Annotated in this window: 23 protein-coding genes and 1 tRNA gene; 10 read left to right on the forward strand and 14 right to left on the reverse strand. The window is 63.8% G+C overall.

Going from position 1 to position 23,239, the window contains the following annotated elements; genetic code table 11:
• Positions 1-56 precede the first annotated feature (56 nt).
• The 3 genes from BMX04_RS00440 to BMX04_RS00450 all read left to right on the forward strand — a co-directional run bounded on the left by BMX04_RS00440 (position 57) and on the right by BMX04_RS00450 (position 3,827).
• Positions 57-542 (forward strand): (2Fe-2S)-binding protein, encoded by a 486-nt coding sequence (locus BMX04_RS00440; RefSeq protein ID WP_050662163.1) that lies wholly within the window; start codon positions 57-59, stop codon positions 540-542.
• A 118-nt stretch (positions 543-660) separates the two neighbouring features.
• Positions 661-3,024: a xanthine dehydrogenase family protein molybdopterin-binding subunit gene (locus BMX04_RS00445; protein WP_074784157.1), complete on the forward strand. Its 2,364-nt coding sequence runs from the start codon at positions 661-663 to the stop codon at positions 3,022-3,024.
• A gap of 11 nt (positions 3,025-3,035) precedes the next feature.
• A complete protein-coding gene (locus BMX04_RS00450) occupies positions 3,036-3,827 on the forward strand; it encodes an FAD binding domain-containing protein (RefSeq protein ID WP_074784160.1) in 792 nt (263 codons plus the stop codon).
• 302 nt (positions 3,828-4,129) lie between these two features.
• On the opposite strand, the gene bchO is transcribed toward BMX04_RS00450, so the two are convergent.
• Genes bchO through crtA form a run of 4 tightly spaced genes read right to left on the reverse strand, consistent with a single transcriptional unit; the run spans position 4,130 to position 8,398 of the window.
• On the reverse strand, positions 4,130-5,017 hold the full coding sequence (bchO, locus tag BMX04_RS00455) for an alpha/beta fold hydrolase BchO (protein ID WP_074784162.1): 888 nt from the start codon (positions 5,015-5,017) through the stop codon (positions 4,130-4,132).
• Positions 5,014-6,696 carry a magnesium chelatase subunit D gene (locus tag BMX04_RS00460; RefSeq protein WP_074784165.1) on the reverse strand — a complete coding sequence of 561 codons (1,683 nt, stop codon included), beginning with the start codon at positions 6,694-6,696 and terminating at the stop codon, positions 5,014-5,016. Before BMX04_RS00460 ends, bchO begins: the two co-directional genes overlap by 4 nt.
• On the reverse strand, positions 6,693-7,697 hold the full coding sequence (gene bchI, locus BMX04_RS00465; RefSeq protein WP_074784168.1) for a magnesium chelatase ATPase subunit I: 1,005 nt from the start codon (positions 7,695-7,697) through the stop codon (positions 6,693-6,695). Before bchI ends, BMX04_RS00460 begins: the two co-directional genes overlap by 4 nt.
• On the reverse strand, positions 7,694-8,398 hold the full coding sequence (gene crtA, locus BMX04_RS00470) for a spheroidene monooxygenase (protein ID WP_139194457.1): 705 nt from the start codon (positions 8,396-8,398) through the stop codon (positions 7,694-7,696). Before crtA ends, bchI begins: the two co-directional genes overlap by 4 nt.
• A gap of 110 nt (positions 8,399-8,508) precedes the next feature.
• Between crtA and BMX04_RS00475 the strand changes: the two genes are divergently transcribed.
• Genes BMX04_RS00475 through tspO form a run of 3 tightly spaced genes read left to right on the forward strand, consistent with a single transcriptional unit; the run spans position 8,509 to position 11,566 of the window.
• Positions 8,509-10,062, forward strand: coding sequence for a phytoene desaturase (locus BMX04_RS00475; RefSeq protein ID WP_074784174.1), 1,554 nt, complete (start codon positions 8,509-8,511; stop codon positions 10,060-10,062).
• The gene (gene crtB, locus BMX04_RS00480; RefSeq protein ID WP_074784177.1) at positions 10,059-11,108 is read left to right on the forward strand and encodes a 15-cis-phytoene synthase; all 1,050 of its coding nucleotides are present in this window, start codon (positions 10,059-10,061) and stop codon (positions 11,106-11,108) included. Before BMX04_RS00475 ends, crtB begins: the two co-directional genes overlap by 4 nt.
• Entirely contained in the window at positions 11,105-11,566 is a 462-nt protein-coding gene (gene tspO, locus BMX04_RS00485; protein WP_050662154.1) for a tryptophan-rich sensory protein TspO, read from the forward strand. The genes crtB and tspO overlap by 4 nt, the downstream gene beginning before the upstream one ends.
• 9 nt (positions 11,567-11,575) lie before the next feature.
• Here the strand turns inward: tspO and BMX04_RS00490 are convergent, their stop codons facing one another.
• Positions 11,576-12,058, reverse strand: a complete 483-nt coding sequence (locus BMX04_RS00490) for a Hint domain-containing protein (RefSeq protein WP_074784180.1) — start codon at positions 12,056-12,058, stop codon at positions 11,576-11,578.
• Positions 12,059-12,236: 178 nt separating this feature from the next.
• Here BMX04_RS00490 and BMX04_RS00495 point away from each other — a divergent pair.
• Positions 12,237-12,321 (forward strand) — tRNA-Leu (locus BMX04_RS00495).
• 123 nt (positions 12,322-12,444) lie between these two features.
• On the forward strand, positions 12,445-13,779 hold the full coding sequence (gene tig / locus BMX04_RS00500; protein WP_074784183.1) for a trigger factor: 1,335 nt from the start codon (positions 12,445-12,447) through the stop codon (positions 13,777-13,779).
• A 127-nt stretch (positions 13,780-13,906) separates the two neighbouring features.
• On the opposite strand, the gene BMX04_RS00505 is transcribed toward tig, so the two are convergent.
• The 5 genes from BMX04_RS00505 to rpsF form a co-directional block, all read right to left on the reverse strand.
• The gene (locus tag BMX04_RS00505) at positions 13,907-14,713 is read right to left on the reverse strand and encodes an acyl-homoserine-lactone synthase (RefSeq protein WP_074784185.1); all 807 of its coding nucleotides are present in this window, start codon (positions 14,711-14,713) and stop codon (positions 13,907-13,909) included.
• A 123-nt stretch (positions 14,714-14,836) separates the two neighbouring features.
• The gene (locus tag BMX04_RS00510) at positions 14,837-15,538 is read right to left on the reverse strand and encodes an autoinducer binding domain-containing protein (RefSeq protein WP_074784188.1); all 702 of its coding nucleotides are present in this window, start codon (positions 15,536-15,538) and stop codon (positions 14,837-14,839) included.
• A 189-nt stretch (positions 15,539-15,727) separates the two neighbouring features.
• Positions 15,728-16,348, reverse strand: coding sequence for a 50S ribosomal protein L9 (rplI, locus tag BMX04_RS00515; RefSeq protein WP_074784190.1), 621 nt, complete (start codon positions 16,346-16,348; stop codon positions 15,728-15,730).
• A gap of 11 nt (positions 16,349-16,359) precedes the next feature.
• Entirely contained in the window at positions 16,360-16,587 is a 228-nt protein-coding gene (rpsR, locus tag BMX04_RS00520) for a 30S ribosomal protein S18 (protein ID WP_013961325.1), read from the reverse strand.
• 29 nt (positions 16,588-16,616) lie between these two features.
• Positions 16,617-16,970 carry a 30S ribosomal protein S6 gene (gene rpsF / locus BMX04_RS00525; protein ID WP_050662148.1) on the reverse strand — a complete coding sequence of 118 codons (354 nt, stop codon included), beginning with the start codon at positions 16,968-16,970 and terminating at the stop codon, positions 16,617-16,619.
• 242 nt (positions 16,971-17,212) lie between these two features.
• On the opposite strand from rpsF, the gene BMX04_RS00530 reads away from it, so the two are divergent.
• Together BMX04_RS00530 and BMX04_RS00535 are read left to right on the forward strand one after the other, a co-directional pair.
• On the forward strand, positions 17,213-17,722 hold the full coding sequence (locus BMX04_RS00530) for a hypothetical protein (protein WP_050662194.1): 510 nt from the start codon (positions 17,213-17,215) through the stop codon (positions 17,720-17,722).
• A gap of 126 nt (positions 17,723-17,848) precedes the next feature.
• Positions 17,849-18,424, forward strand: coding sequence for a YceI family protein (locus BMX04_RS00535; protein ID WP_050662147.1), 576 nt, complete (start codon positions 17,849-17,851; stop codon positions 18,422-18,424).
• Between the two features lie 72 nt (positions 18,425-18,496).
• Here the strand turns inward: BMX04_RS00535 and BMX04_RS00540 are convergent, their stop codons facing one another.
• From BMX04_RS00540 to BMX04_RS00555, 4 genes are all read right to left on the reverse strand, one after another.
• Positions 18,497-19,705: a DegT/DnrJ/EryC1/StrS family aminotransferase gene (locus BMX04_RS00540; protein WP_074784192.1), complete on the reverse strand. Its 1,209-nt coding sequence runs from the start codon at positions 19,703-19,705 to the stop codon at positions 18,497-18,499.
• Positions 19,706-19,832: 127 nt separating this feature from the next.
• Complete coding sequence (locus BMX04_RS00545) at positions 19,833-21,137, reverse strand: NAD(P)/FAD-dependent oxidoreductase (RefSeq protein WP_074784195.1); 1,305 nt, start codon at positions 21,135-21,137, stop codon at positions 19,833-19,835.
• Between the two features lie 47 nt (positions 21,138-21,184).
• A complete protein-coding gene (locus BMX04_RS00550) occupies positions 21,185-22,552 on the reverse strand; it encodes a glutamine synthetase family protein (protein WP_050662144.1) in 1,368 nt (455 codons plus the stop codon).
• Between the two features lies 1 nt (position 22,553).
• A complete protein-coding gene (locus tag BMX04_RS00555; protein ID WP_074784682.1) occupies positions 22,554-23,231 on the reverse strand; it encodes a type 1 glutamine amidotransferase in 678 nt (225 codons plus the stop codon).
• Positions 23,232-23,239 lie beyond the last annotated feature (8 nt).

The raw sequence follows: 23,239 nt of genomic DNA on the forward strand, positions 1-23,239 counted from the left end.
ACAGAAGTGACTAAGGTCTGATTGGGAGAAAGATACAATCGAACCGGGAGGAGCCAATGCCAGAGGTCAAGATGACCGTGAACGGCAAGCCAGCGTCGGGCCAGATCGAAGGCCGCACGCTTCTTGTCGATTTCCTGAGAGAGAACCTGGGCCTGACGGGCACGCACGTCGGCTGTGACACCAGCCAATGCGGGGCCTGCGTGGTGCATGTGGAGGGCCGCGCCGTCAAGGCCTGCACCATGTTCGCCGCCGAGGCCGAGGGCATGGAGGTAAAAACCATCGAGGCGATGGCCGAGCCCGACGGCACGCTGCATCCCATTCAGGCCGCGTTCCAGGACCATCACGGGCTGCAATGCGGGTTCTGCACGCCGGGCATGGTGATGTCGGCGGCGGCACTGCTTAAGGACAACCCCACGCCCACCGAGGCCGAGGTGCGCGACTACCTCGAAGGGAACCTGTGCCGTTGCACGGGCTATCACAATATCGTCAAGGCGATCCTCGCGGCATCCGGCCAGGATGTGAGCAAGATCGCGGCGGAATAAGCGGACAAGAGGGGGCGCTGCCCCCGCGCCTGCGGCGCTCCCCCGGAATATTTCGGGCAAGATGAAAATGCTGCGGGTTTGATGGGGGTGACCCCGGACCATTCAGGGAGGTCAAGACATGCCAAAGGACGGAGGCATCGGCGCCAGCACCAAGCGGCGCGAGGACGTGCGGTTTCTGACCGGCACGGGAAACTACACCGATGACATCAATCTGCGCGGGCAGGCCTATGTGCATTTCCTGCGCTCGGACATGGCGCATGGGCGGCTTAACACCGTCGACACAAGCGCCGCCGAGGGGATGCCCGGTGTGATCCGCATCTTTACCGGGGCGGATTTCGAAGGCATTGGCGGGCTGCCCTGCGGCTGGCAGGTGACCGACCGGCACGGCGAGGTGATGCAGGAGCCGGGCCATCCGGTGCTGGCGCAAGGCAAGGTACGCCATGTCGGTGATCCGATCGCTGCCGTGGTGGCCGAGACCCGCGAACAGGCGCGCGATGCCGCCGAGGCGATCGAGCTTGATATCGAGGAATTGTCGGCGGTCGTGGATATGAAGGCGGCGCTCAAGGATGGCGCGCCGAAGGTGCATGACGACCTGACCTCGAACCTCTGCTATGATTGGGGCTTCGTTGAGGAGAACAAACCCGCCGTTGACGAGGCATTCAAGTCCGCCGCGCATGTGACCACTCTGGAACTGGTCAATAACCGGCTGGTCGCCAACCCGATGGAGCCGCGCGTGGCCGTGGGCGATTTCAATCGCTCGACCGGGGATCACACGCTTTATACCACCAGCCAGAACCCGCATGTGATCCGGCTCTTGATGGGGGCCTTCGTGCTGGGCATCCCCGAGCACAAGTTGCGCGTGGTGGCCCCGGATGTGGGCGGCGGCTTCGGCTCCAAGATCTTTCACTATGCGGAAGAGGCGTTCTGCACCTTCGCCGCCAAGGCGCTCAATCGCCCGGTGAAATGGACTTGCTCGCGCTCAGAGGCGTTTATGACCGACGCCCATGGCCGCGATCATGTGACCAAGGTCGAACTGGCGCTGGATGCCGACAACAACTTCACCGCGCTGCGCACCGACACCCATGCCAATATGGGCGCGTATCTGAGCACCTTTGCGCCCTCGGTGCCGACCTGGCTGCATGGCACGCTGATGGCCGGGAACTACAAGACGCCGCTGATCTATGTGAACGTCAAGGCGGTCTTTACCAATACCGTGCCGGTCGATGCCTATCGTGGCGCGGGGCGGCCCGAGGCGACCTATCAATTGGAGCGCGTGATCGACAAAGCGGCGCGTGAATTGGGGGTCGATCCAATAGCTCTGCGTCGGCAGAACTTCATCACCGAGTTTCCCTATGCCACGCCGGTGGCGGTGGAATATGACACCGGCGATTATCACGCCACGATGGACAAGCTGGAAGAGATCGCTGATTTCAAGGGCTTTGACGCGCGGCGCAAGGAGAGTGAAGCCAAGGGTCGCCTGCGCGGTCTTGGGATCAACTGCTACATTGAGGCTTGCGGCATCGCGCCGTCGAACCTTGTCGGCCAGTTGGGCGCGCGCGCGGGGCTCTATGAGAGTGCCACGGTGCGGGTGAATGCCACCGGCGGTCTTGTGGTGATGACCGGTTCGCATTCGCACGGGCAGGGGCATGAGACATCCTTTGCGCAGGTGGTGGCCGAGATGATCGGAATCGACGCCGATCAGGTCGAGATCGTGCATGGCGACACCGCCAATACCCCGATGGGCATGGGCACCTATGGCTCGCGCTCGATTGCGGTCGGAGGCTCTGCCATGGTGCGGGCGACCGAGAAGATCATCAACAAGGCCAAGAAGATCGCGGCCCATCTGATGGAGGCCAGCGAGGCCGATATCGAGCTCAAGGACGGGCAGTTCAGCGTCGCGGGCACCGACAAGTCGGTGGCCTGGGGCGATGTCACGCTGGCCGCTTACGTGCCGCATAACTATCCGCTCGAGGATATCGAGCCAGGGCTGGAGGAGACGGCGTTTTACGATCCGTCGAATTTCACCTACCCGTCCGGGGCCTATGCCTGCGAGGTGGAAGTGGATCCAGACACCGGTAAGGTCACCATCGAGCGGTTTGCCGCCGCTGACGATTTCGGCAATATCATCAACCCGATGATCGTTTCGGGGCAGGTGCATGGCGGGATTGGTCAGGGCATCGGTCAGGCGCTGCTGGAGGCCTGCGTCTATGACGAGAACGGGCAGCTGCAGAGTGGCAGCTACATGGATTACGCGATGCCGCGCGCCGATGACGTGCCGTTCTATCAGGTGGATCATTCCTGCCAGACGCCCTGCACGCATAACCCGCTCGGGGTAAAGGGCTGTGGCGAGGCGGGAGCCATTGGCAGCCCGCCCTCGGTGGTGAACGCCGTCATAGACGCGCTGCAATCGGGAGGCAAAAACGTCACCCATATCGACATGCCGCTGTCGCCGTCGCGCGTCTGGCAAGCGATGCAAGGGTAAGGAGAGCGATCATGTATGCATTCGATATCGAAAGACCTACGCGGTTGACCGATGCGGTGAAACTGCTGAGCGATGCGACCGACAGCCAGCCCCTTGGCGGTGGTCAGACGCTGATTCCGGCGCTTAAGGCGCGGCTTGCAGCGCCGGAGCGTCTGGTTTGCTTGTCTGCCGTTGACGAGATCAAGGGTATCTGCACCGCCGATGACGGCGCGCTCTGCATCGGTGGGGGCACCTGTCATGCCGATGTGGCGGCTGGGGCGGGGGCCTATCCCGCGCTGGCAAGTCTCGCGGCCAATATCGGTGACCCGGCGGTGCGCAATCGCGGTACCATCGGCGGCAGCCTTGCCAATAACGACCCGTCCTCCTGTTATCCGGCGGCGGTTCTGGGGTCGGGGGCCACGGTGGTGACCACCAACCGCAAGATCGCCGCGGATGATTTCTTTGAAGGCATGTTCACCACATCGCTGGAGGAAGGTGAGATCATCACCGAGGTGCGTTTTCCGGTGCCGGAAAAGGCGAATTACCAGAAGTTCGAGCAGCCCGCCTCGCGGTTTGCGCTGGTCGGCGTGTTCGTGGCGAAATATGCCGATGGTGTGCGCGTGGCCGTCACTGGCGCGTCGGAGGACGGCGTGTTTCGCTGGTCCGAGGCGGAGGCGGCGTTGTCGTCTGATTTCTCCGCGGGTGCGGTGGAGGGGCTGAGCCTGTCGGGGGACGGGATGATTTCCGACATGCATGGCTCGGGCGATTACCGCGCGCATCTGGTGGGCGTTCTGACCCGCCGGGCTGTGGCGGCGGCGGGCTGAGGCGGTTTGCGTGATAAGAGTGGGCCGCCCTCTGGGAAGGGGGCGGCCTTTTTTGTTGTGGCATGGATTGGCCTTGAGCTGCCATTGGATTGAGGTACCCGCGCGATACGCGGTCGTAGACCGCCGTGCATCGCCGGGCCGTCCCCCGGCACGGCGATTTGGCTGCAACCTGCTATGCGCTCGGATGTTTTTCGGGCTTGGCTGATATAAAGCGCTATAAAGCTGATGTTGGATCGCCGTACCACGGCCCGTCGATGCGCGGCTCACTTCAACGGCAGCAACAGGCCAACCGCGCCCTCCTCTCAAGGTATTCGGGGCGCGGGCTCGCTCAATATCAGCTCCACCAGATCGCAGACCCTCTCCGGGTCTTCCTCATGCGCAAGGTGCCCCAGGCCGGGTAGATGCGAGACCGTGCAATTGGGCAGGCGCTCAGCGGTGCGGTCGGAGACCTTGGGCGGCACTGCAAGATCGTTTTCGCCGGTGATCAGGTGGCAGGGGGCGGTCACGCGTTCCAGCCGCTCGAGCAGGCCGTCAATCTCCCATTGCGACATCATCCGCAGGGTGCCGTCAACATGGCCGCGATCCGAGATGAGCCGGGCGTAGAGTGCCAGACCCGCCGGGTCGAGCGTCGATCCCGTCCCCTCGATCAGGCGTCTTGCGCGATTGACCGGGTTGCCGCCCATGGTGAAGATCGTTGCGGTCAACGGGTTGAGCGCCAGCACCCGCGCCAGCACCGGAAAGAGCCAGCCCGCGATGCCTTCAAACCGGTCAAGGGCCGCGTTGAGGCCGATCACCATCGGAGGCATGCCGTCCGGCGCGGTAAGCCGCGTGCTGAGATCGAGCGCGATGGCTGCCCCGGCGGAATGGCCCATGATGGCGCGGGGATGCCAGCCTTGGGTATCGCACAGTGTCGCGATATCGGTGGACATCGCGACCAGCCCGCAGCGCCGGCGGTCGCCCGCGCGGGTGAAACCCTGCGCGGGCAGGTCGAGCGCCACGACATGGTATTGCTGCGCCAGCCGTGGCAGCACATCGCGCCAGCTATGGGTCGAGGCCCCGGCACCGTGCAGCAAGAGCAGCGTCTCGCCGCTTCCCATTTCCTGCACATGCCAGTCATGCGGGCGGTGGCGGATACGACGCGAGCAGGCGCGGTTGGGCCAGTCGTGCGGGATGTCGGCCCCGCCGCTCATCGGGCTGTCGCGTCGAGCGTCGTGGAGACGGCGGTGCTGATGCGGTTTGCATCGGCACGGGGCAGGGCGAGGTACTGCGCGCCAAGGCCATGGGCAAGCTGCGCGGTCTCGGGGGCGCTGCGCGCCGAGGTGTCGATAAGGATCGCGGGCAGGCTGAGGGCGCGCAGGTACCCTGCCACCTCATATGCCTCCTGCATGGCCGCCGCTCGTCCGCCGCTGCCATCGAGCGCGACATTGGCGCGCCCGTCGGTCAGCAGCGCAAGGGCAGGGTCGAGACCGCGGCCACGCGCCTGTGCCGCCAGCGTGGCCCCGGCCAGAAGCCCCGCCGCGAGCGGTGTGCCGCCGCCGCCGGGCAAGCCCGCCAGCCGCCGCTTGGCCTGCACCAACGAGCGGGTGGGAGGCAGGAGCAATTCCGCCCCACTCCCACGAAAGGCGATGAGTGCCACGTGATCGCGCCGCGCATAGGCCTGTGCCAGCAGCAGTTCCACCGCGCCCTTGGCCTCGGCGAGCCGCGCCATCGCCGCCGAGCCCGAGGCATCGACGGCGAAGATCAGCAGCCGGTCGGAGCGGGTCTCAAACCTGCGCAGACGAATGTCGGAGGGGTGAATGATCACGCGCGCGCCGCTCTCGCCCTGCCGTCGCAGCGGTTGCCACGGGGCGGCGTTGCGCAGCGTGGCGACGATGTCGATGCGCGCGCGCCCGTCGGGTTTGCCGGGGCGTGACGGCAGGGGACGCCCGCGCCGGTTGCCCTTGCGCCGCGCGCCGGCCCCGGCACCGCGCATGCCGCGCACACCGCGCGCGTTTTGCAGCCGCTCCATCAGCCCCGGGGGGATAAGCGCCGCAACCGCGTCGATCAGCATGTCGTCGGGGATGTCTCCTTGAGTTTCGTCGGTATCGGCGCTGTCGGTTTCGGGGTCGGGGGGCGGTGTGTCGTCCTGCGGCTCCGCCTCGTCTTCCTCTTGCGGGATCTGCGTGGCGCGATGCGCAAAGACCAGTTCCGCCGCCTCGCGCAGGTCGTCGTCATTGGGTGTGTCGCGCATGTTCAGGGCGGCCAGAGCGCGGGCAGCGCGCAGCGCCAGCAGGGGCGCGCGCAGGCTGTCGATGCCGAAACGCGCGGCAAGGGCGGTGAGCGTGGCGATATGGTCGGGGTGTAGCCTGATCTCGGGCAGGTGCGCGCGAGCGGCGTCGAGATCAGCGGGGGCGGGCAGTGTCGCCTGCGCCTGCTGCCAGCCGGTCTCGTTCAGGTCGAGGCCAAAAGCCAGCCTCTCGATCAGCGCGTCGGGCGCGCGCTCGGTCTCCTCCGCGCTCTCGTCGAGCAAGATCAGCCCGTGCCCCGCCTCGCGATCGAGCAGTTGTGCCAGCCGCGCGGCGAGATGCGGTGGCGTGCGCTCGGCCATCGGCAGAATCAGGCGGGCAGGCTGCGTGGCCAGTCCCTCTTGCCAGACCAGCCGCCCTTGGGCCAGCGTGGCAGCGACATCCGCGCCGCCGAAAAGCGCGGTATCGCTGAGGTCGGGATGAATGCGCCTTGCGGGACCGGGCAGTGTGAAAAGCAGCGTCTCGAAGCGTTGCCGGACCGGGCCCGCGCGCGCGCGCAGATGCAGCCCGCGCAGGCCCTCTGGGTCGATCGCCAGAAGGCTGAGCGCGCGCAGCGCGCGAGCCCATGCGGCGGCGCCGCTCATCCCAGCACGTCCTCGGTCAGGCGGATGACGCGGGTGACCGATCCGGCCTCGTCCAATGGGTCGCGGCGCAGCCGGTGGCTGAGCGCGATCGGGGCGACGCGGCGCAGGTGATCGCGGGTGATGGCGGCGGCGCCTTCATAGGCGGCAAGCGCGCGGGCGCTGCGCATCAGTGTCAGCTCGCCGCGCAGCCCGTCCGCGCCAAGCGCGGTGCAAAGGGTTGCGCAATCGCGCAGGATATCGTCGGGCGTGGTCACATCGGGCTTGGCCGCGCGGGCGGCAAGGATCGCGTCGCGGATCGCTGCATCCTCGGCCCGCCAATGGGCGAGAAAGGCGGCATTGTCGGTCTCATAGGCGTCGCGGCGGCGGATGATCTCGATCCGCTCCTCGATATCGGTGGGCGAGCGCACCTCGACCGAGAGGCCGAACCGGTCGAGCAGCTGCGGGCGCAATTCGCCCTCTTCGGGGTTGCCTGAGCCGACCAGCACAAAGCGCGCCGGATGGCGGATCGAAAGCCCCTCGCGCTCGACCACGTTTTCGCCGGATTGGGCCACGTCGAGCAGCAGGTCGACGATGTGATCCTCCAGCAGGTTGACCTCGTCGATATAGAGATAGCCGCGATTGGCGCGCGCCAGCAGGCCCGGCTCGAATGTTTTTTCGCCGCGCGTGAGCGCCCGCTCGATGTCGAGCGCGCCGGTCACCCGGTCCTCGGTCACGCCGAGCGGCAGATCGACCACGGGGGTGGGGCGCTCGACGATGGCGCCGTCGGGGGGCGGGGCCCAGTCGGGGCTGTCCTCGGCGCGTTCGGCATTGGTGGGGCTGCCCTCGATCATGCGGATGGGGGGCAAAAGGGCCGCGAGCGCGCGCACGGCGGTGGATTTGCCCGTGCCGCGGTCACCAAAGACAAGCACGCCACCAAGCCCCGGCTCGATCGCGGTGAGGATCATCGCGCGTTTCATCTGGTCCTGACCGACGATGGCGGAAAACGGGTAGGGGGCTGTCATGCGGGCTCTTTCATGGTGATCGGTTGGGTGCCGTGCCAGGTTCCGCGCGTCGCGGTGACGCGGAAGCGGGCGTAAAGCTCTTCGCGAAACCAGTTGCCCTCGCGCACGGCACGGATGGCGCGGGCATGTGGCCCGTCGGCGCGGGCGAATAGGGCCATGCTCTCGGCGTCGGGCCAGATCGAGAAGGTCACCTGATGCAAAAGCGGCACTTCGCCGATGCCGATCTTGAAGGAGACGTTCGGGTCCTGGCCGATGACGGCACTGATGTCGGGCACGCGCCGCCAGAAGCGCAGCGCGCGGGCCGGGCGCACGGTGGCGCGGGTGAGCGCCGCGAGCGGGCCGGTTCCGGGATCGTCGGCGGGGCGGAAGGGATTTTCGCCCGCCCATGCGCCTCGCGCCGAGACCGGGGTCAGGAACACCGTCCAGACCTCTGCCGCGTGGCGGGCGTAGCGGCGAAAGACATCGGCCTGCACGGTCTGGCGTTCTGCTGTGGCGTGGTCTGGCCATGTGGCGAGGATCGCGTAGACGCCGGTATTGGGCACGGGGGTAAAGCCTTCGCCGGTGCCCGAGCCGCAGAGCTTCCAGAAATCGATTTCGGGCACGCGCGGCAGCATCAGCCGCGCCGCGCCCATCATGGCAAAGGCCCAGAGCCGACTGACACCGGTGTCGAAGCGATGGAAACTGAGGCTGACGGTTTGTATCGGGCCGCTCCCTGTGACGATCTGTGCAGAAATAGTGACATGGTTTCAAGGCATAGAAAAGGGTACATTCCGAGATTGTCAATTTAACTAGACACATGTAGCATGTTGTTATGTTGACACGTCTAGATCCGGAAATGAGTGAAGAGGCGGCCCGGGCGAGCGCCCCGCATGCCGTTGTAATCGGGGCCGGTCTGGGCGGTCTCGCCTCGGCGATGCGGCTTGGCGCGCGGGGCTACCGGGTAAGTGTGATGGACCGGCTCGACAGCCCCGGTGGGCGCGGATCGAGTCTGACGCGTGACGGATACCGCTTCGATCTGGGGCCGACCATCGTGACCGTGCCGCAGATCTTTCGTGAGTTATGGGCCGCCTGCGGGCGCGATTTTGACGCCGATGTCGATCTGCGCGCGCTCGATCCGTTCTACGAGATTCGCTGGCCGGATGGCTCGACCTTCACCGCGCGGCAGGATGGTGACGCGATGCGCGCCGAGGTGTCGCGGCTCTCGCCCGGTGATCTGAAGGGCTATGACGCCTTCGTGCGCGACAGCGAGGCGCGCTATTGGTTCGGGTTCGAGGATCTGGGGCGGCGGTCGATGCACCGGTTGGTGGATCTGATCAAGGTGCTGCCGAAATTCGCCTGGCTGCGCGCCGACCGGTCGGTCTATGCCCATGCCGCACGGCGGGTCAAGGACGAGCGCCTGCGCATGGCGCTGTCGTTTCATCCGCTATTCATTGGCGGTGATCCGTTCAACGTGACCTCAATGTATACGCTGGTCAGTCATCTCGAAAAGGAATTCGGCGTGCATTACGCCATCGGCGGCGTCGATGCCATCGCGCGGGCCATGGGGCGGGTGGTCGAGGATCAGGGTGGTATGATCCGGCAAGGGGCGGAAGTGGATGAGATCCTGCTCAAAGAAGATCGCGCGCGAGGCGTGCGGCTGAGTTCAGGAGAGATCGTGACCGCCGATATCGTGGTATCGAACGCCGATGCGGGCCATACCTATGACCATCTGCTGCGTAACCACAAAAAGCGGCGCTGGACGCCCGCCCGACTGCGGCGCGCGCGGTGGTCGATGGGTCTGTTCGTGTGGTACTTCGGCACCAAGGGCACGGCGGAGATGTGGCGCGATGCGGGGCATCACACCATCCTCAACGGGCCGCGCTACAAGGGCCTCGTGCGGGATATTTTCCGCACCGGGAAACTGGCGCAGGACATGAGCCTTTATGTGCATCGCCCCTCTGTCACCGATCCGACCGTGGCACCCGAGGGCGATGACACGTTCTATGCGCTAAGTCCGGTGCCGCATCTGGGCCATGCAAGTCCGGTGGATTGGCAGGCCGAGGCCGAACCTTACCGCCAGAAGGTGCAGAAGGTCTTGGAGGAGCAGCTTTTGCCCGGTCTGGGCGATCATCTGACCGCCTCGGAGGTGTTCACGCCCGAGACGTTCCGCGACCGCTATCTTAGCCCGCATGGCACCGGGTTCTCGATCGAGCCGCGCATCCTGCAAAGCGCGTGGTTTCGGCCGCATAATGTCAGCGAAGAGGCGCAGGGGCTGTATCTGGTCGGTGCGGGCACGCATCCCGGCGCGGGCCTGCCGGGGGTGATCTCAAGCGCGGAGGTGCTGGATAAGCTGGTGCCCGACGCCGAGACGGTGCGCGGCCGATGATTGACCCGCGCGATATGGAGCACTGCGTGGCGGCGATCCGCCACGGCTCACGCTCGTTTCATGCCGCCTCCAAGCTTTTGCCGCGAAGCCTGCGCGATCCGGCCCTGGCGCTATATGCCTTTTGCCGACTGGCCGATGACGCGGTCGATCTGCAACCGAACAAATCCGAGGCTGTGCTGCGGCTGCAGGAGCGGCTGGATCTGGCCTATGCCGGACGACCGCAGAATGCGCCTGCGGACCGCGCCTTTGCCGCGATCATCGCCGATTTCGAAATGCCCCGCGCGTTGCCCGAGGCGTTGTTGGAGGGACTGGCCTGGGATGCGATGGGGCGGAGGTATTCGACGCTGTCGGACCTGCGCGCCTATTCGGCGCGGGTGGCCTCTGCTGTCGGCGCTATGATGTGCGTTCTGATGCGAGTACGGGATGGCGATGCCTTGGCCCGGGCCTGTGATCTGGGCGTCGCGATGCAACTCACGAATATTGCCCGCGACGTGGGCGAGGATGCGCGCGAGGGGCGGCTTTACCTGCCGCTGGAGTGGTTCGACGAGGCCGGGCTGGAGCCGGAGGATTTTCTGGCGGCACCGCACCCCTCGACGCAGATGGCGGGGATGCTGCACCGGCTGTTGCGTGAGGCGGATGATCTCTATCTGCGCTCCGAGTCCGGGGTTGCGGCGCTGCCGCGTGCCTGCCGTCCGGGGATTTTTGCCGCGCGCCATGTCTATGCCGGGATCGGGCATCAGGTGCGCCGGGCGGGTTACGACTCGGTGACGCGTCGGGCGATGACCAACACGCGGCAGAAACTGGGCTGGCTCAGCCTTGCGATGCTGCGGGCCGGGGCGACATATGTGATGCCGCGCTCGGCGATGATCTATGCGCGGCCCCTGCCGGAATGCACGTTTCTGGTCGAAGCAGCGGCGGAAAGTGCACCGCAGCGCGGGGATTGGAGCGACACGCTCTATGCGACAATGGCGCAGCTCAAGGCGCGGGATGCAAGCCGGGGCTTTGTCTTGATTGATGGAGATGCGGGCGATAGATATCGCGCATGATCTGGATCTGCTTTGCGATTTTTCTGGCCGCCTGTTTCGCCGCAGGCTCCACCGGGGGGCTGTTTTCACCCGGGGAGTGGTATGACCGCTTGAAAAAGCCGTGGTGGACGCCGCCCAACTGGCTGTTCCCGGTGGCGTGGACGCTGCTTTACGTCTGCATGGCGGCGGCGGGTGCGCGGGTGGCGGTCAGCCCGGATAACGGGATTGCCATGGCCTTCTGGGCGTTGCAGATCGCACTCAACGGTTTGTGGACACCGGTGTTCTTCGGGCTGAAGAAAATGCGGCTGGGGCTGATAGTGCTGAGCGGGCTGTGGGTGTCTGTCGCGGCCTCGGTGGTGGCGCTGTGGCAGGTCGATATGATCGCGGGGCTGCTGTTCCTACCCTATCTGGCATGGGTCAGCGTGGCCGGGGCGCTGAACGCCTCGGTGCTGCGGCTCAACCCGGAAGAGGCCGGGTAACGAGGGCGGTCAGTCCGCGTCTTGCGCCATGCTGGCCAGTTCCAGACCGTCCACATAGAGGATATGCGGCTGATCAAAGATCAGGTGATAGAGGTCGAACACCTGTGTGGGCCGCAGCGTGACGAATTCGCCGTCGACGAGCCGTTCTGCGGGGACCATCGCGCGGCCTGCACCAAAGAGCGCATGAGCACGCCAGTCCCGCACCAGGATCGGCTGGGTGGCGGGCAGGGTGACGTCATGTTCGGGCCGGGTATGGCCAAGCGATCCGGCGCGGATATGAACCGCCCGGCAAGCGCTGCGCCGCCGGTCCACGGCGCGCAGCGTAGCGGTGCCGCTATCACGGGTGATAACGCGCGCGCCGGGCCGTAGATCGCGCACGCGCGTTTCGCCGTCGAGAGTAAGGATGATGCTGTCGGCGCACAGGCCGCTTGCTTCCATTGCGGGCATCACGGCCAAATCGCCGCCCGTCCGCCTGACCGTATTCGGTTTCATGGCGTTTCTCGCTTTATGACTGCCTCAGTTTTCCACCACATTATGGCAAGATTGGGTTAATGTCGCGCCTTTTTTTCGGTGCTGACCGGGCGTGCGGGGCGTGATTTCCCCTCGCATCCGGTGGCGCGCTTTGCTAGAGAACACGCCAGCGGTGCCCTTTTGCGGTCCGCGATCCCGTGCGGGTGTGGCGAAATTGGTAGACGCACCAGATTTAGGTTCTGGCGCCGCAAGGCGTGGGGGTTCAAGTCCCTCCACCCGCACCACGGAACCGGCTGACCCGCGTGGCACCGGTTTTCCCTTGCACGCATGAAATCGCCTCAATAGAAGAGCCGTGATTTTGACCGCCGCGGACGCCTCCGCGGCCCGATGCATATGGAAGGACGAACATGCAGGTCACCGAGACACTCAACGAAGGTCTGAAGCGGGGATACAAGATGATCCTGTCGGCTCAGGCGCTGGACGACAAGGTCAATGAAAAGCTGAAAGAGGCCCAGCCGGATGTCGAGCTCAAGGGCTTTCGCAAGGGCAAGGTGCCGCTGCCGCTGCTGAAGAAACAGTTCGGTCAGCGTGTGCTGGGTGAAGCGATGCAGGAAAGCGTCGATGACGCGATGAAGGCGCATTTCGAGGAAAAGGGCGAGCGCCCCGCGTTCGAGCCCGACGTGAAGATGGCCAACCAGGAATGGAAAGAGGGCGACGACGTCGAGATCGAGATGACCTACGAGGCACTGCCCGATATCCCCGAGGTCGAGCTGGGGTCGCTCAAGCTGGAGCGGATGGTGACCAAGGCGGATGAGGCTTCGGTCGACGAGGCACTGCAGAACCTCGCGGAGAGTGCGCAGGATTTCAAGGATCGCAAGAAGGGCAGCAAGGCCAAGGACGGCGATCAGGTGGTGATCGATTTCGTCGGCAAGGTCGATGGCGAGGCCTTCGAAGGCGGCACTGCCGAGGATTACCCTCTGACTCTTGGCTCAGGCAGCTTCATCCCGGGCTTTGAGGAGCAACTTGTCGGCGTGAAGGTCGATGAGGAAAAGGCCGTGACGGTCAATTTCCCCGAGGAGTATCAGGCCGCGCATCTGGCGGGCAAGGAAGCGGTCTTTGACTGCACCGTCAAGGCCGTCAAGGAGCCGGTCGCGGCCGAGCTCAACGATGAACTGTCGCAGAAATACGGCGCCGAGGATCTGGACGCGCTGAAAGAGCAGATCCGCGAGCGGCTGGAGCAGGAATATGCCGGGGCCGCGCGTGCGATCCTCAAGCGGCATGTGCTCGATGCGCTGGACGAAAAGGTCAGCTTTGACCTGCCGCCCACCATGGTCGAGACCGAGGCCAAGCAGATCGCGCATCAGATCTGGCATGACGAGAACCCTGATGTGCAGGGCCATGATCACCCCGAGGTCGAGCCTACCGAAGAGCACACCAAGCTGGCCGAACGCCGCGTGCGTCTGGGGCTGTTGCTGGCCGATCTGGGCCAGAAGGCCGAAGTCGAGGTGACTGATGCCGAGATGACCCAGGCGGTGATGAACCAGGCGCGGCAATATCCCGGGCAAGAGCGTGAATTCTTCGAATTCGTCCAAAAGAACCCGCAGATGCGCCAGCAGCTGCGCGCGCCGATCTTCGAGGACAAGGTGATCGACTACGTGGTCGAGCTGGCCGATGTCACCGACAAGGAGGTGTCCAAGGATGAGCTCGAAAAAGCCATCGAGGCGATGAACGACGAAGAGTAGGCGACCGGCCGAGGTCTTATGAATGAAGGGCCGCCCCGAGGAGAAGTGGGGCGGCCCTTTTCGTTCGTGCGTGAGTGTACGCGGACGTCCATGCCTAGCATCCGCGCGATATCGGCCCCTTTGGGGGTCAGGCGTCGACGTCCGTGCGCGAACGAATCTTTTCTACGAGCGTGGCCTTGAGGCGCAGCGCGTCCACCCTTTCTTTTGCGGTTGTGGCATTCGCGATCTGCTCATCGCAGTAGATTTCGAGGTCGGATTTGACCGATTCAGTCCGCAGCGCCTTTCCGCGTTCGCTCAGCGAAAGAGCCTCCGCGTCGGACAGGAATACATCGCCGTCGATACCGGCATGTGTCCGGATGCGATCAATGCGTTCATTCGAACAGTCCAGCAGCGCCGCGAGCGCGTGCGCTTTGCCCATGTCCACGGTCTTGCCGATGTAGTCATATGGCGCATTACCAGAGCGGATCATCACACGGTTCATCACAGGATCAATCACCGCAACGGCGTCAAGCACGCCGGCATCGCGTCCGTATTCGAAGGCACCGACCATCACCTCTGATGTCACGTATGAGATCGAGTTGGTGGCGCGACTGCCGCGCGACAGGCGCTCGGTGTCAACGCAAAATCTTGTTGCTTCCCAGATCTGCGAGCTGCGCAGCGGCGGTTCGCCTTCCAGAATGTCCGCGAAAACATCCGCTAGCATATGCGGGCCCGTCGTCTGCAACAGGCGCATGCATCCTACGACATGGCCATCCTGGTCCAGCGACACGACATAGGCCGGATCAAGCGAATCGTAGATATCCATTTCCATTTCGTCGGTGATCGTGACGTCCCATCCCAGCCGGTCACGGAATACGCGTGCCCGCAGCCGGAACATTTCCTTGACGAGATCACTGAAGCGATCTCGATTCAGCGCATCTATGACGATGATCATGTTTCTTCCCCAATATGATTGTTCTAGGGGAAGTTTCGCGCATCAGGCGCGCAGATGCCATTAGGGGTTTCCCGTATGTGATACACGCCACCGTGATCGACATCCGGGCCGAGCCAACACGCGTCAGCCCGGTTTTATCATGCCAAGCCCCACCGCGCGACCAATGGCTTGAGGCGTACTGAGAGCACCCAGCTTGGTGCGTGCGGAACGCAGATGCACCTCGACGGTGCGGTGCGAGATAGCGAGGATGTCGCCGATGTCCTGCTGGGTCTTTCCTTCGGCCACCCATTGCAGGATTTCGCGTTCACGCGTCGATAGCACCGGAAGGTTCAACGCGGCCATCGGCAGGTCTGAACTCATGACGTTGTCGTGCATGTGCACAGCGGCAACTTGCAGGTTCCCAATGACTTTCTTCTTGAGAAGATGCCACTCTTGATCGCTGCAGTCGCGGGTCACACTCATCAGGCCAACATCTCCATAGGGGCCGCGAACAGGCACGGTGAGGCCCCTGGCGGCCACACCAAAGGCCGGTGCATCATTGAAGACGCTTTGGAAATGCGGCGTGCGCTCCAGCCTGTTCCAGTCAACCGGGGCGATTGATTTCCGCCCGATATGGATCGTCGGATCTATGCGGTGCAGTCCCTTGCGGGTGTAATGCATGATCCAGTCAGTGCGATAATTCGCAAAGCCTTGAATGGCACCCGAAATCGGGTTGAAGGTGGCGTAGGAGGCGTGGTCGAATTCGAGAGACTGACAAACGTCATCGAGAAACCGGGCAAACCGGTCATCAGAATGGGGGATCTTGCTGAGGTCGATGAGCTTCATGCTCTTATCCTCGCTGCGTTGCCTACGGTGCAGTATAGTTGCTGTCACGCAGATTTTACAACATTAGCGATTATTGCCCGAATTGCGAGGGGCGAAGACCACGAACCGGTTCAGGTGGAAACCGCCCTTGATAACAGGCAACGCCGCGCGAGTGCCCGCGCGGCGTTCGGTTTAGGTGGCGCGTCTGGCTCAGTTCGCGCTATCGTCACGCTCGACGGACTCGGCCACTTCAGCGAGATCGTCATCGTCCGAAGCGGCGGCACCGATATCCTCGAACAGTTCCGCGATCTCGTAATCGGCGGCCTCGTCGGCTTCGGCGGCGGCGTCCTGGATGGACTTGCCGGAAGCCTGCAATGCGGCCTCTTCGTTGGAGCGCGCGACGTTCAGCTGGATCGTCGCCTCCACCTCGGGGTGAAGCGTGACGATCACGTCATGCAGGCCCAGTTCCTTGATCGGGCGGGTCAGCGCGACCTGCTTGCGTTCAAGGCTGAAGCCGTTTTCGGTGGCGGCGTCGGACGCGTCACGGGTGCTGACCGAGCCATAGAGCGCGCCGCTGTCGGAGGCCTGGCGAATCACGATGAACTGCTGGCCGTTCAGTTTGTCGGCCATCGCTTCGGCTTCTTTGCGGGTTTCGAGGTTCTGGGCCTCGTACTGCGCCTTGCGGGCTTCGAAATCGGCGATGTTCTGCGCCGAGGCCGACAGTGCTTTGCCCTGAGGCAGCAGGTAGTTGCGCGCAAAGCCGGGCTTCACTTCGACGACTTCGCCCATCTGGCCGAGTTTTGCCACGCGTTCAAGAAGGATCACTTGCATCTGATTTCTCCTTATTTCACAGCGTAGGGCAGCAGGGCGAGAAAGCGGGCGCGCTTGATAGCGCGGGCCAGCTCACGCTGCTTCTTGGCGGATACGGCGGTGATGCGCGACGGCACGATCTTACCGCGTTCGGAGATATAGCGTTGCAGCAGGCGCGTGTCCTTGTAGTCGATCTTGGGTGCGTTATCACCCGAGAAGGGGCAGACCTTGCGGCGACGGAAAAACGGTTTTGTAGCCATGGTTTATGTTCCTTTCTTCAGGTGATGGTTCAGCGGCGCTCGCGGCGCTCGCCACGCTCTTCGCGCTTCTGCATCTGGACCGAGGGGCCCTCGGCGTGCTCGTCGACCTTGATGGTCAGGACGCGCATCACGTCGTCATGCAGGCGCATCAGGCGTTCCATCTCCTGCACGGCCGAGGCGGGTGCGTCGGTGCGCAGAAAGGCATAATGGCCCTTGCGGTTCTTGTTGATCTTGTAGGCCATCGTCTTGACGCCCCAATACTCGCTATCCACGAGTGTGCCGCCATTGTCGGTCAGCACGGCGCCAAAATGTTCGACAAGGCCTTCGGCTTGCGCGTTGGACAGGTCCTGACGCGCGATCATCACATGCTCATATAGCGGCATGTCAGCTCCATTTCTATCAAGGCGCATTTCATAGGACGGGCATTTTCCCTTTCGCGGCCCACCCACGAGAGACTGCGCGGTAAATAACGAATGCGAAAGGTCGTTAGCTCATACATGGCCGCATGGAATGGCGCAAGCCGATTTCAAGGTCCGTCGCAAGCCCACGGATTGCCGTGTCGGCGCCCCATTTCCGGCGCTTTTCGAGGGCACTTTTTGAAGAGTACAAGCAGAAGGACAAGACCATGGTTGCATTGCCCGATTTCGAACGTGAATTCACCGAGGCCCCGCACAGCTTTCAGGAGCCTGCGCACCTGCCCGAGCAACGAATGATCCGGATCGAGGCGTCCCGGGTGCTGCGCGGATTGTGTGGCACGGCACTGATGGCATCGACATTCGGTGTCTGGATCGTGCCGACCGGCGCCGGTGATCCGGCGATGATGCTGATCAAACTCTTGTTCTCGCTGTCTCTTTTCTGGGCGGGAATGTTGTGCCTGTTCCGGTCGGATCGCGACAGCGATCTTCCCGAGATTGCGCTTGATACCCACGCCCGGCAGTTGCGCGTGCTCTACCCTCAGCCCGGCGGGCGCACGGCGCGCGTAATGGTGCATGACCTCGACGACCTGACGGAATTGTCGCTGTGCGACCGGATGCTGACCGCGCGGGACCGTGATGGACGCCAGATCGTGACGCTGGAATTGCACGATGCGCGCACCGAGCAGACCTTGCGCCGTGCGCTGAGCCTGGTTGCCTGACGGCGCTCTACCGGCGATTGTTCGCCAATCCACAGGGTCTGTTTGAAACTGTAGTATTGTGCTTCGCGGCAACCATGCCAATTTCGATCATGTCAATTCGACATAATCTGTTTGGAGGTTTCCGTGATGAGACAGACATTGATCGCCGCCGCGCTTGCCTTTGGGGCAACCGGCGCATTCGCCGCACCCGAGGCCTATACGCTTGACCCGAGCCACAGTCAGGTCGTGTTTTCCTATAATCACCTCGGGTTCTCGACCACCTATGGCATGTTCTCGGGCTTTGAAGGCGAGATCATGTTCGACGCCGAAGACCCGGCGGCCTCTTCTGTCAATGTCTCGATGCCGGTGATGTCGATGTTCACAGGCTGGGAAAAGCGCGAAGAGCACTTCATGTCCGATGATTTCTTCGGCGCGAGCGAGGGTGACATGGTCACCTTTACCTCGACGGGCATTGAAGTGACCGGCGACAACACCGCCAACATCACCGGCGATCTGACGATGAACGGTGTCACCAAATCGGTCGTGCTCGACACCACGCTCAATCAGAAGGCCGACGCGCATCCGATGAACAACAAGCCGTGGCTGGGCTTTGACGCCAGCACTACGCTATTGCGTTCGGATTTTGGGGTCGACAAGTTCGCCCCCTATGTCAGCGACGAGGTCGAGGTGAAAATCTCGATCGAGGCTGGCAAGGGCGAATAAAACCGCTGCTCCACTCACGGAAAAGCGGGGCCGTTCGCGGGGATGCGAACGGCCTTTTTTTCATCGTGCTTTTCAGGTGCCGTAGGCGCGGTCCGGGGCCATGATATCGTCTGCAGCTGCCAAAACTGCCGCGACGATCATATCCAATTCAGGCCGCGTCAGGCGGGCGGGCAGGCGAGCATCGCAGGCGCGCATCAGCATGGCGCGGGTTTGCGGCAGATCGGGCATCTCTCCCGGCAGGAATTGCCAGTTCCAGAAGGCACGGGCATTGTCAGTGCTGAGGCCAAAAATCTGCACCTTGACCCCGCGCGCCGCCGCCGCCTCGGCAAAGGCGCGGGTCTCGTCGTCGCTCAGACCCACAAGGTTGAACTGGATGGAGTCCGGGGCGCGCTCTTCTGGTGGCAGTTTTGCCGGAACCGACAGCCAGGTCGAGGTATTGAACCGGTCAGCGACATAGTCGTGATTGGCGCGCCCGTCGCGCACCCGTCGCGCCACATCGGGCAGTTGCGGGCGGATGATCGCGGCCGACAGGTTGTTGAGGCGAAGATTGTAGAGTGGCAGGTGGTTCTGCCAACGGGCGAACGCGGCCTCGATCTCCGGGTCGGGCGTGGCCAGATGCTTGGCCCAGTTATGCTCATAGGCCCCTGACATGATGACGGCACGGGCAATCAGATCGGCATCGTCGCTTACCATGATCCCGCCTTCGCCCGCATTCACCAGCTTGTAGGACTGAAAGCTGAAACAGCCGACGCGCCCGATGGTGCCGATATTGCGTCCGCCCCACGTGGTGCCGAGCGAATGCGCCGCATCCTCGATCACCGGCACGCCGCGCGCGTCGCAGAGCGCCATGATCCGGTCCATATCCGAGGTGTGGCCGCGCATATGGCTGATGATGACGGCCTGCACATTGTCCAGCCGCGCCTCGAAATCCGCAATGTCGATGCGGTAATTCTCGCCCACTTCGCAGAGCACCGGCACGCAATCGGCATGCACCACCGAAGAGGGCACGGCGGCGAAGGTAAAGCCGGGGATCAGCACGCGCGAATCGCGCGGCAGGCCAAGGGCCTTGAGCGAGAGAAAGAGCGCCGCCGAGCAGGACGAGACGGCGAGCGCGTATTTCGAGCCCAAAAGCTCTGCGAATTCCTGCTCCAGTAACGTGACCGGCGCATTCTCGGGCGCGGTGTAGCGAAAGAGGTCGCCCGATTGCAGCATCCGGTCGATTTCCGCGCGAGCGGCTTCGGGGATGGGTTCCGCGTCATAGACATTGGGTGTGGCTGCCATGTTTTCAGGTTTCCTGAATGTAGCTTTCGGTTTTCCGGAACATATAGGCCGCAATTGTGACAGTTTGTCAAAGAAAACCCCGCCTCACCCGTGAGGGGTGCGTTTTTCAGCCGAAGCGGTACCGTAATCAGATGCCAAGCCGATCGCGCATCGAAAACCAGGTCATCGCCAGCACCAGAAGCGGCGTGCGCAGCGCGGTTCCACCGGGGAAGTTTGGGGCAGGCACGCGCGACAGCGTCTCGAACCCTGCTGCTTCGCCGCGCACCGCATCGGCCATGAGCTTGCCCGCATGGGTCGCGGTGCCCACGCCATGCCCCGAATAGCCCGAGGCCGAGAGCATGTTGGGCGCAAGCCGCGCAAGATAGGGCATGCGTTTCATGGTGATCGCCAGCGTGCCGCCCCAGGCATAGTCGATGCGCGCGTCGCGCAGATGCGGAAAGATCTCCAGCATCGGCTTGCGCACCAGTGCCGCGATGTCGCGCGGAAAGCGGTAGCCATAGCTCTCGCCGCCGCCGAAAAGCAGGCGCTTGTCATGGCTGAGGCGAAAGTAGTTCACCACGAATTTGCTATCGGCCACGGCCACGTCGCGGGCCAGCACGCGCGCGGCCTCATTGCCCAGGGGTTCGGTTGCAGCGATGAAATTGTTGATTGGCATGACGCGGGCGGCAACCTTGCGGTCGAGCCCGCCGAGATAACCGTTGCAGGCGAGGATCACGTGATCGGCCTTGACCGCGCCTGCATCGGTGGCGACGCGCGCCGGGATGCCGCGCGTGACGTGATGCACTGCCGACCCCTCGAAGATACGCACGCCCGCCGCCTGCGCGGCGCGGGCGAGGCCGAGCACATAGGCCAACGGGTGCAGATGGCCCGCGCCAATATCGAGGGTTCCGCCGCTGTAGGCGGGCGAGGGGCACAGCGTCTGCATGGCGCCTTCATCGAGCTTCTCAAGCTGATTGTAGCCATATCTCTCGGCCAGATGATCGGCATAGGCATGCTCGTGAGCCGTTTCGCGAGCCGAGAAACAGGCATGCGCCACGCCGGGTTTCAGGTGACAGTCGATGCCGTGTCGCGCCACCAGCGACTTGACCAGCGCCTTGGCATCCTCGGCCAAATCCCAGAGTTTCGACGCATCCTCTTGCCCGACCAACCGCTCGAGGCCCGTCTGCTCCATCCGCTGCCCGCTGCCGAGTTGGCCGCCATTGCGCCCCGAGGCACCAAAGCCCACGCGCTGCGCCTCGAGCAGCACCACGTCGAGCCCCGCCTCGGCCAGATGCAGCGCCGCCGAGAGGCCCGTATAGCCCGCTCCAACCACACAGACATCCGCCCGCACCTCGCCGCGCAGGGGCGCAAAGGGGGCCAGCGGTGCGGTGGTCGCGGCATACCAGCTTGGCGGGTACTCGCCGCGCCGGTCATTGGCATAGAGCAGGTTCATGGCGTCTTCTTGGTCAAAATACTCAAAATCCGACCGCTTGGACCGGATCAGACGTTGAGCAGCAGGTGCTCACGTTCCCACGGGCTGATCACCTGCAGGAATTCCTCGTATTCGGTACGTTTCACGATGTTGTAGACGCGGCAGAATTCCGATCCGAGGATTTCGTGCAGATCGCTCGCCTCCTCGAACACGTTGAGCGCCTCGCCCATGACGTTGGGGATATCCGGCTCTCCGGCATAGGCGTCGCCCTTGAACTGCTTGTCGGGCCAGTCTTCCTTGATGATGCCCAACAGACCGCAGGCGAGGCTTGCCGCGATGCCGAGATAGGGATTGCAGTCCATCCCGGCCATGCGGTTTTCCACGCGGCGCGATTCCGGCCCCGAGAGCGGCACGCGTATGCCGGTGGTGCGGTTGTCCCGGCCCCAGGCGAGGTTGATCGGCGCGGCGTGGTCTTTGACGTAGCGGCGATAGGAATTGACGTATGGGGCGAGCACCGCGATCGCCGAGGGCAGGTGTTTCTGCAAGCCGCCGATGAAGTGGAAAAACGCATCCGTCTCGCCGCCCTGCGGCCCCGAGAACAGGTTGCGCCCGGTTTCGATGTCGAGGATCGAGTGGTGGATATGCATGGCGCTGCCCGGCTCGTCCTCGATGGGCTTGGCCATGAAGGTGGCGAAACAATCGTGGCGCAGCGCCGCCTCGCGAATGAGGCGCTTGAAGTAGAACACCTCGTCGGCCAGCTTGATCGGGTCGCCGTGGCGCAGGTTGATTTCCAGCTGCCCGGCGCCGCCTTCCTGCGTGATGCCGTCGATCTCGAAGCCCTGCGCCTCGGCGAAATCGTAGATGTCGTCGATGACGGGGCCGAATTCATCGACGGCGGTCATCGAATAGGCCTGCCGCGCGGCGGCAGGGCGGCCCGATCGGCCCATCATCGGCTTGATCGCATGCGCCGGATCGAGATTGCGCGCCACGAGGAAGAATTCCATTTCCGGGGCGACGACCGGTTTCATGCCGCGCTTGTGATACATTTCGACCACCCGGCGCAGCACGTTGCGGGGCGAGAACGGGATCGGCGCGCCGTCGCGGTCGAACGCGTCATGGATCACCTGAAGCGTCCAATCCGCCGTCCAGGGCGCGGCGGAGGTGGTCGACATGTCGGGTCGCAGGATCATGTCCTTCTCGATGAACCCGTCTTCGTCCGCGGCCTCGCCCCAGTCGCCGGTGATGGTCTGGTAAAAGATCGAGTCCGGCAGGTGGAAATATTGCTGACGAGCGAATTTCGAGGCCGGGACGGCCTTGCCCCGCGCGATGCCGGGCAGGTCCGAGATGATGCATTCCACCTCGTCCAGCCTGCGGTTCTCCAGATAGGTCTGGGCCGCCTGTGGCAGCGTCTTGGTAAAGTCGCGTAGATCGGCCATGTCAGGCCCCTTTCCTGAAGACATCCGCGATGCGCGTGGCCATGGCGGCGTTGTCGGTGTGCGTGGAGAGCAGCCCGCGTGCATGGTCGCTCAGCGGGTCGGGCACGACGCCGGGCGCGCGATGGTCCAGCAAGCCCTGCATGAAGGTGGCCCCGTATTCGGGATGCGGCTGGACCGTGTATATCCGCTCGCCAATGCGCATTGCGGCGATGTCACAGCCCTCGGCGCGGCCTATGATTTCGGCACCGTCGGGGGCCTCGATCACCTGGTCTTGGTGCCACGCGTTGAGGGTGAGGGGGGTGCCCTCGATATCGTATTGCGTGGCCCCCACGCGCCAGCCATCAGGGTGTTTCACCACCTTGCCGCCAAGCGCCTGCGCGATGATCTGATGGCCAAAGCAGATGCCGACCATCGGCAGGTTTGCGGTGTGAATGGCGCGGATCAGCTCTTCAAGCGGCGGAATCCATGGGTGATCCTCGTAAGCGCCGTGCTTCGATCCGGTAATGAGCCAGCCATCGGCAGCGTGCGGGCCTTTTGGGAACTCTTGATCGACGACCGCGTAGGTCTCGAATTCAAATCCTTGGCCGTCCAGCATGCGCGCCATCATTGCGTCGTAATCGCCCGTGTCCGGCAGGAGCATGTCGGGGGCGTGGCCGGTTTGGAGGATGCCTATTTTCATCATTGGCT

This window comes from Roseovarius tolerans (genome assembly GCF_900109855.1).
Lineage (GTDB): Bacteria > Pseudomonadota > Alphaproteobacteria > Rhodobacterales > Rhodobacteraceae > Roseovarius > Roseovarius tolerans.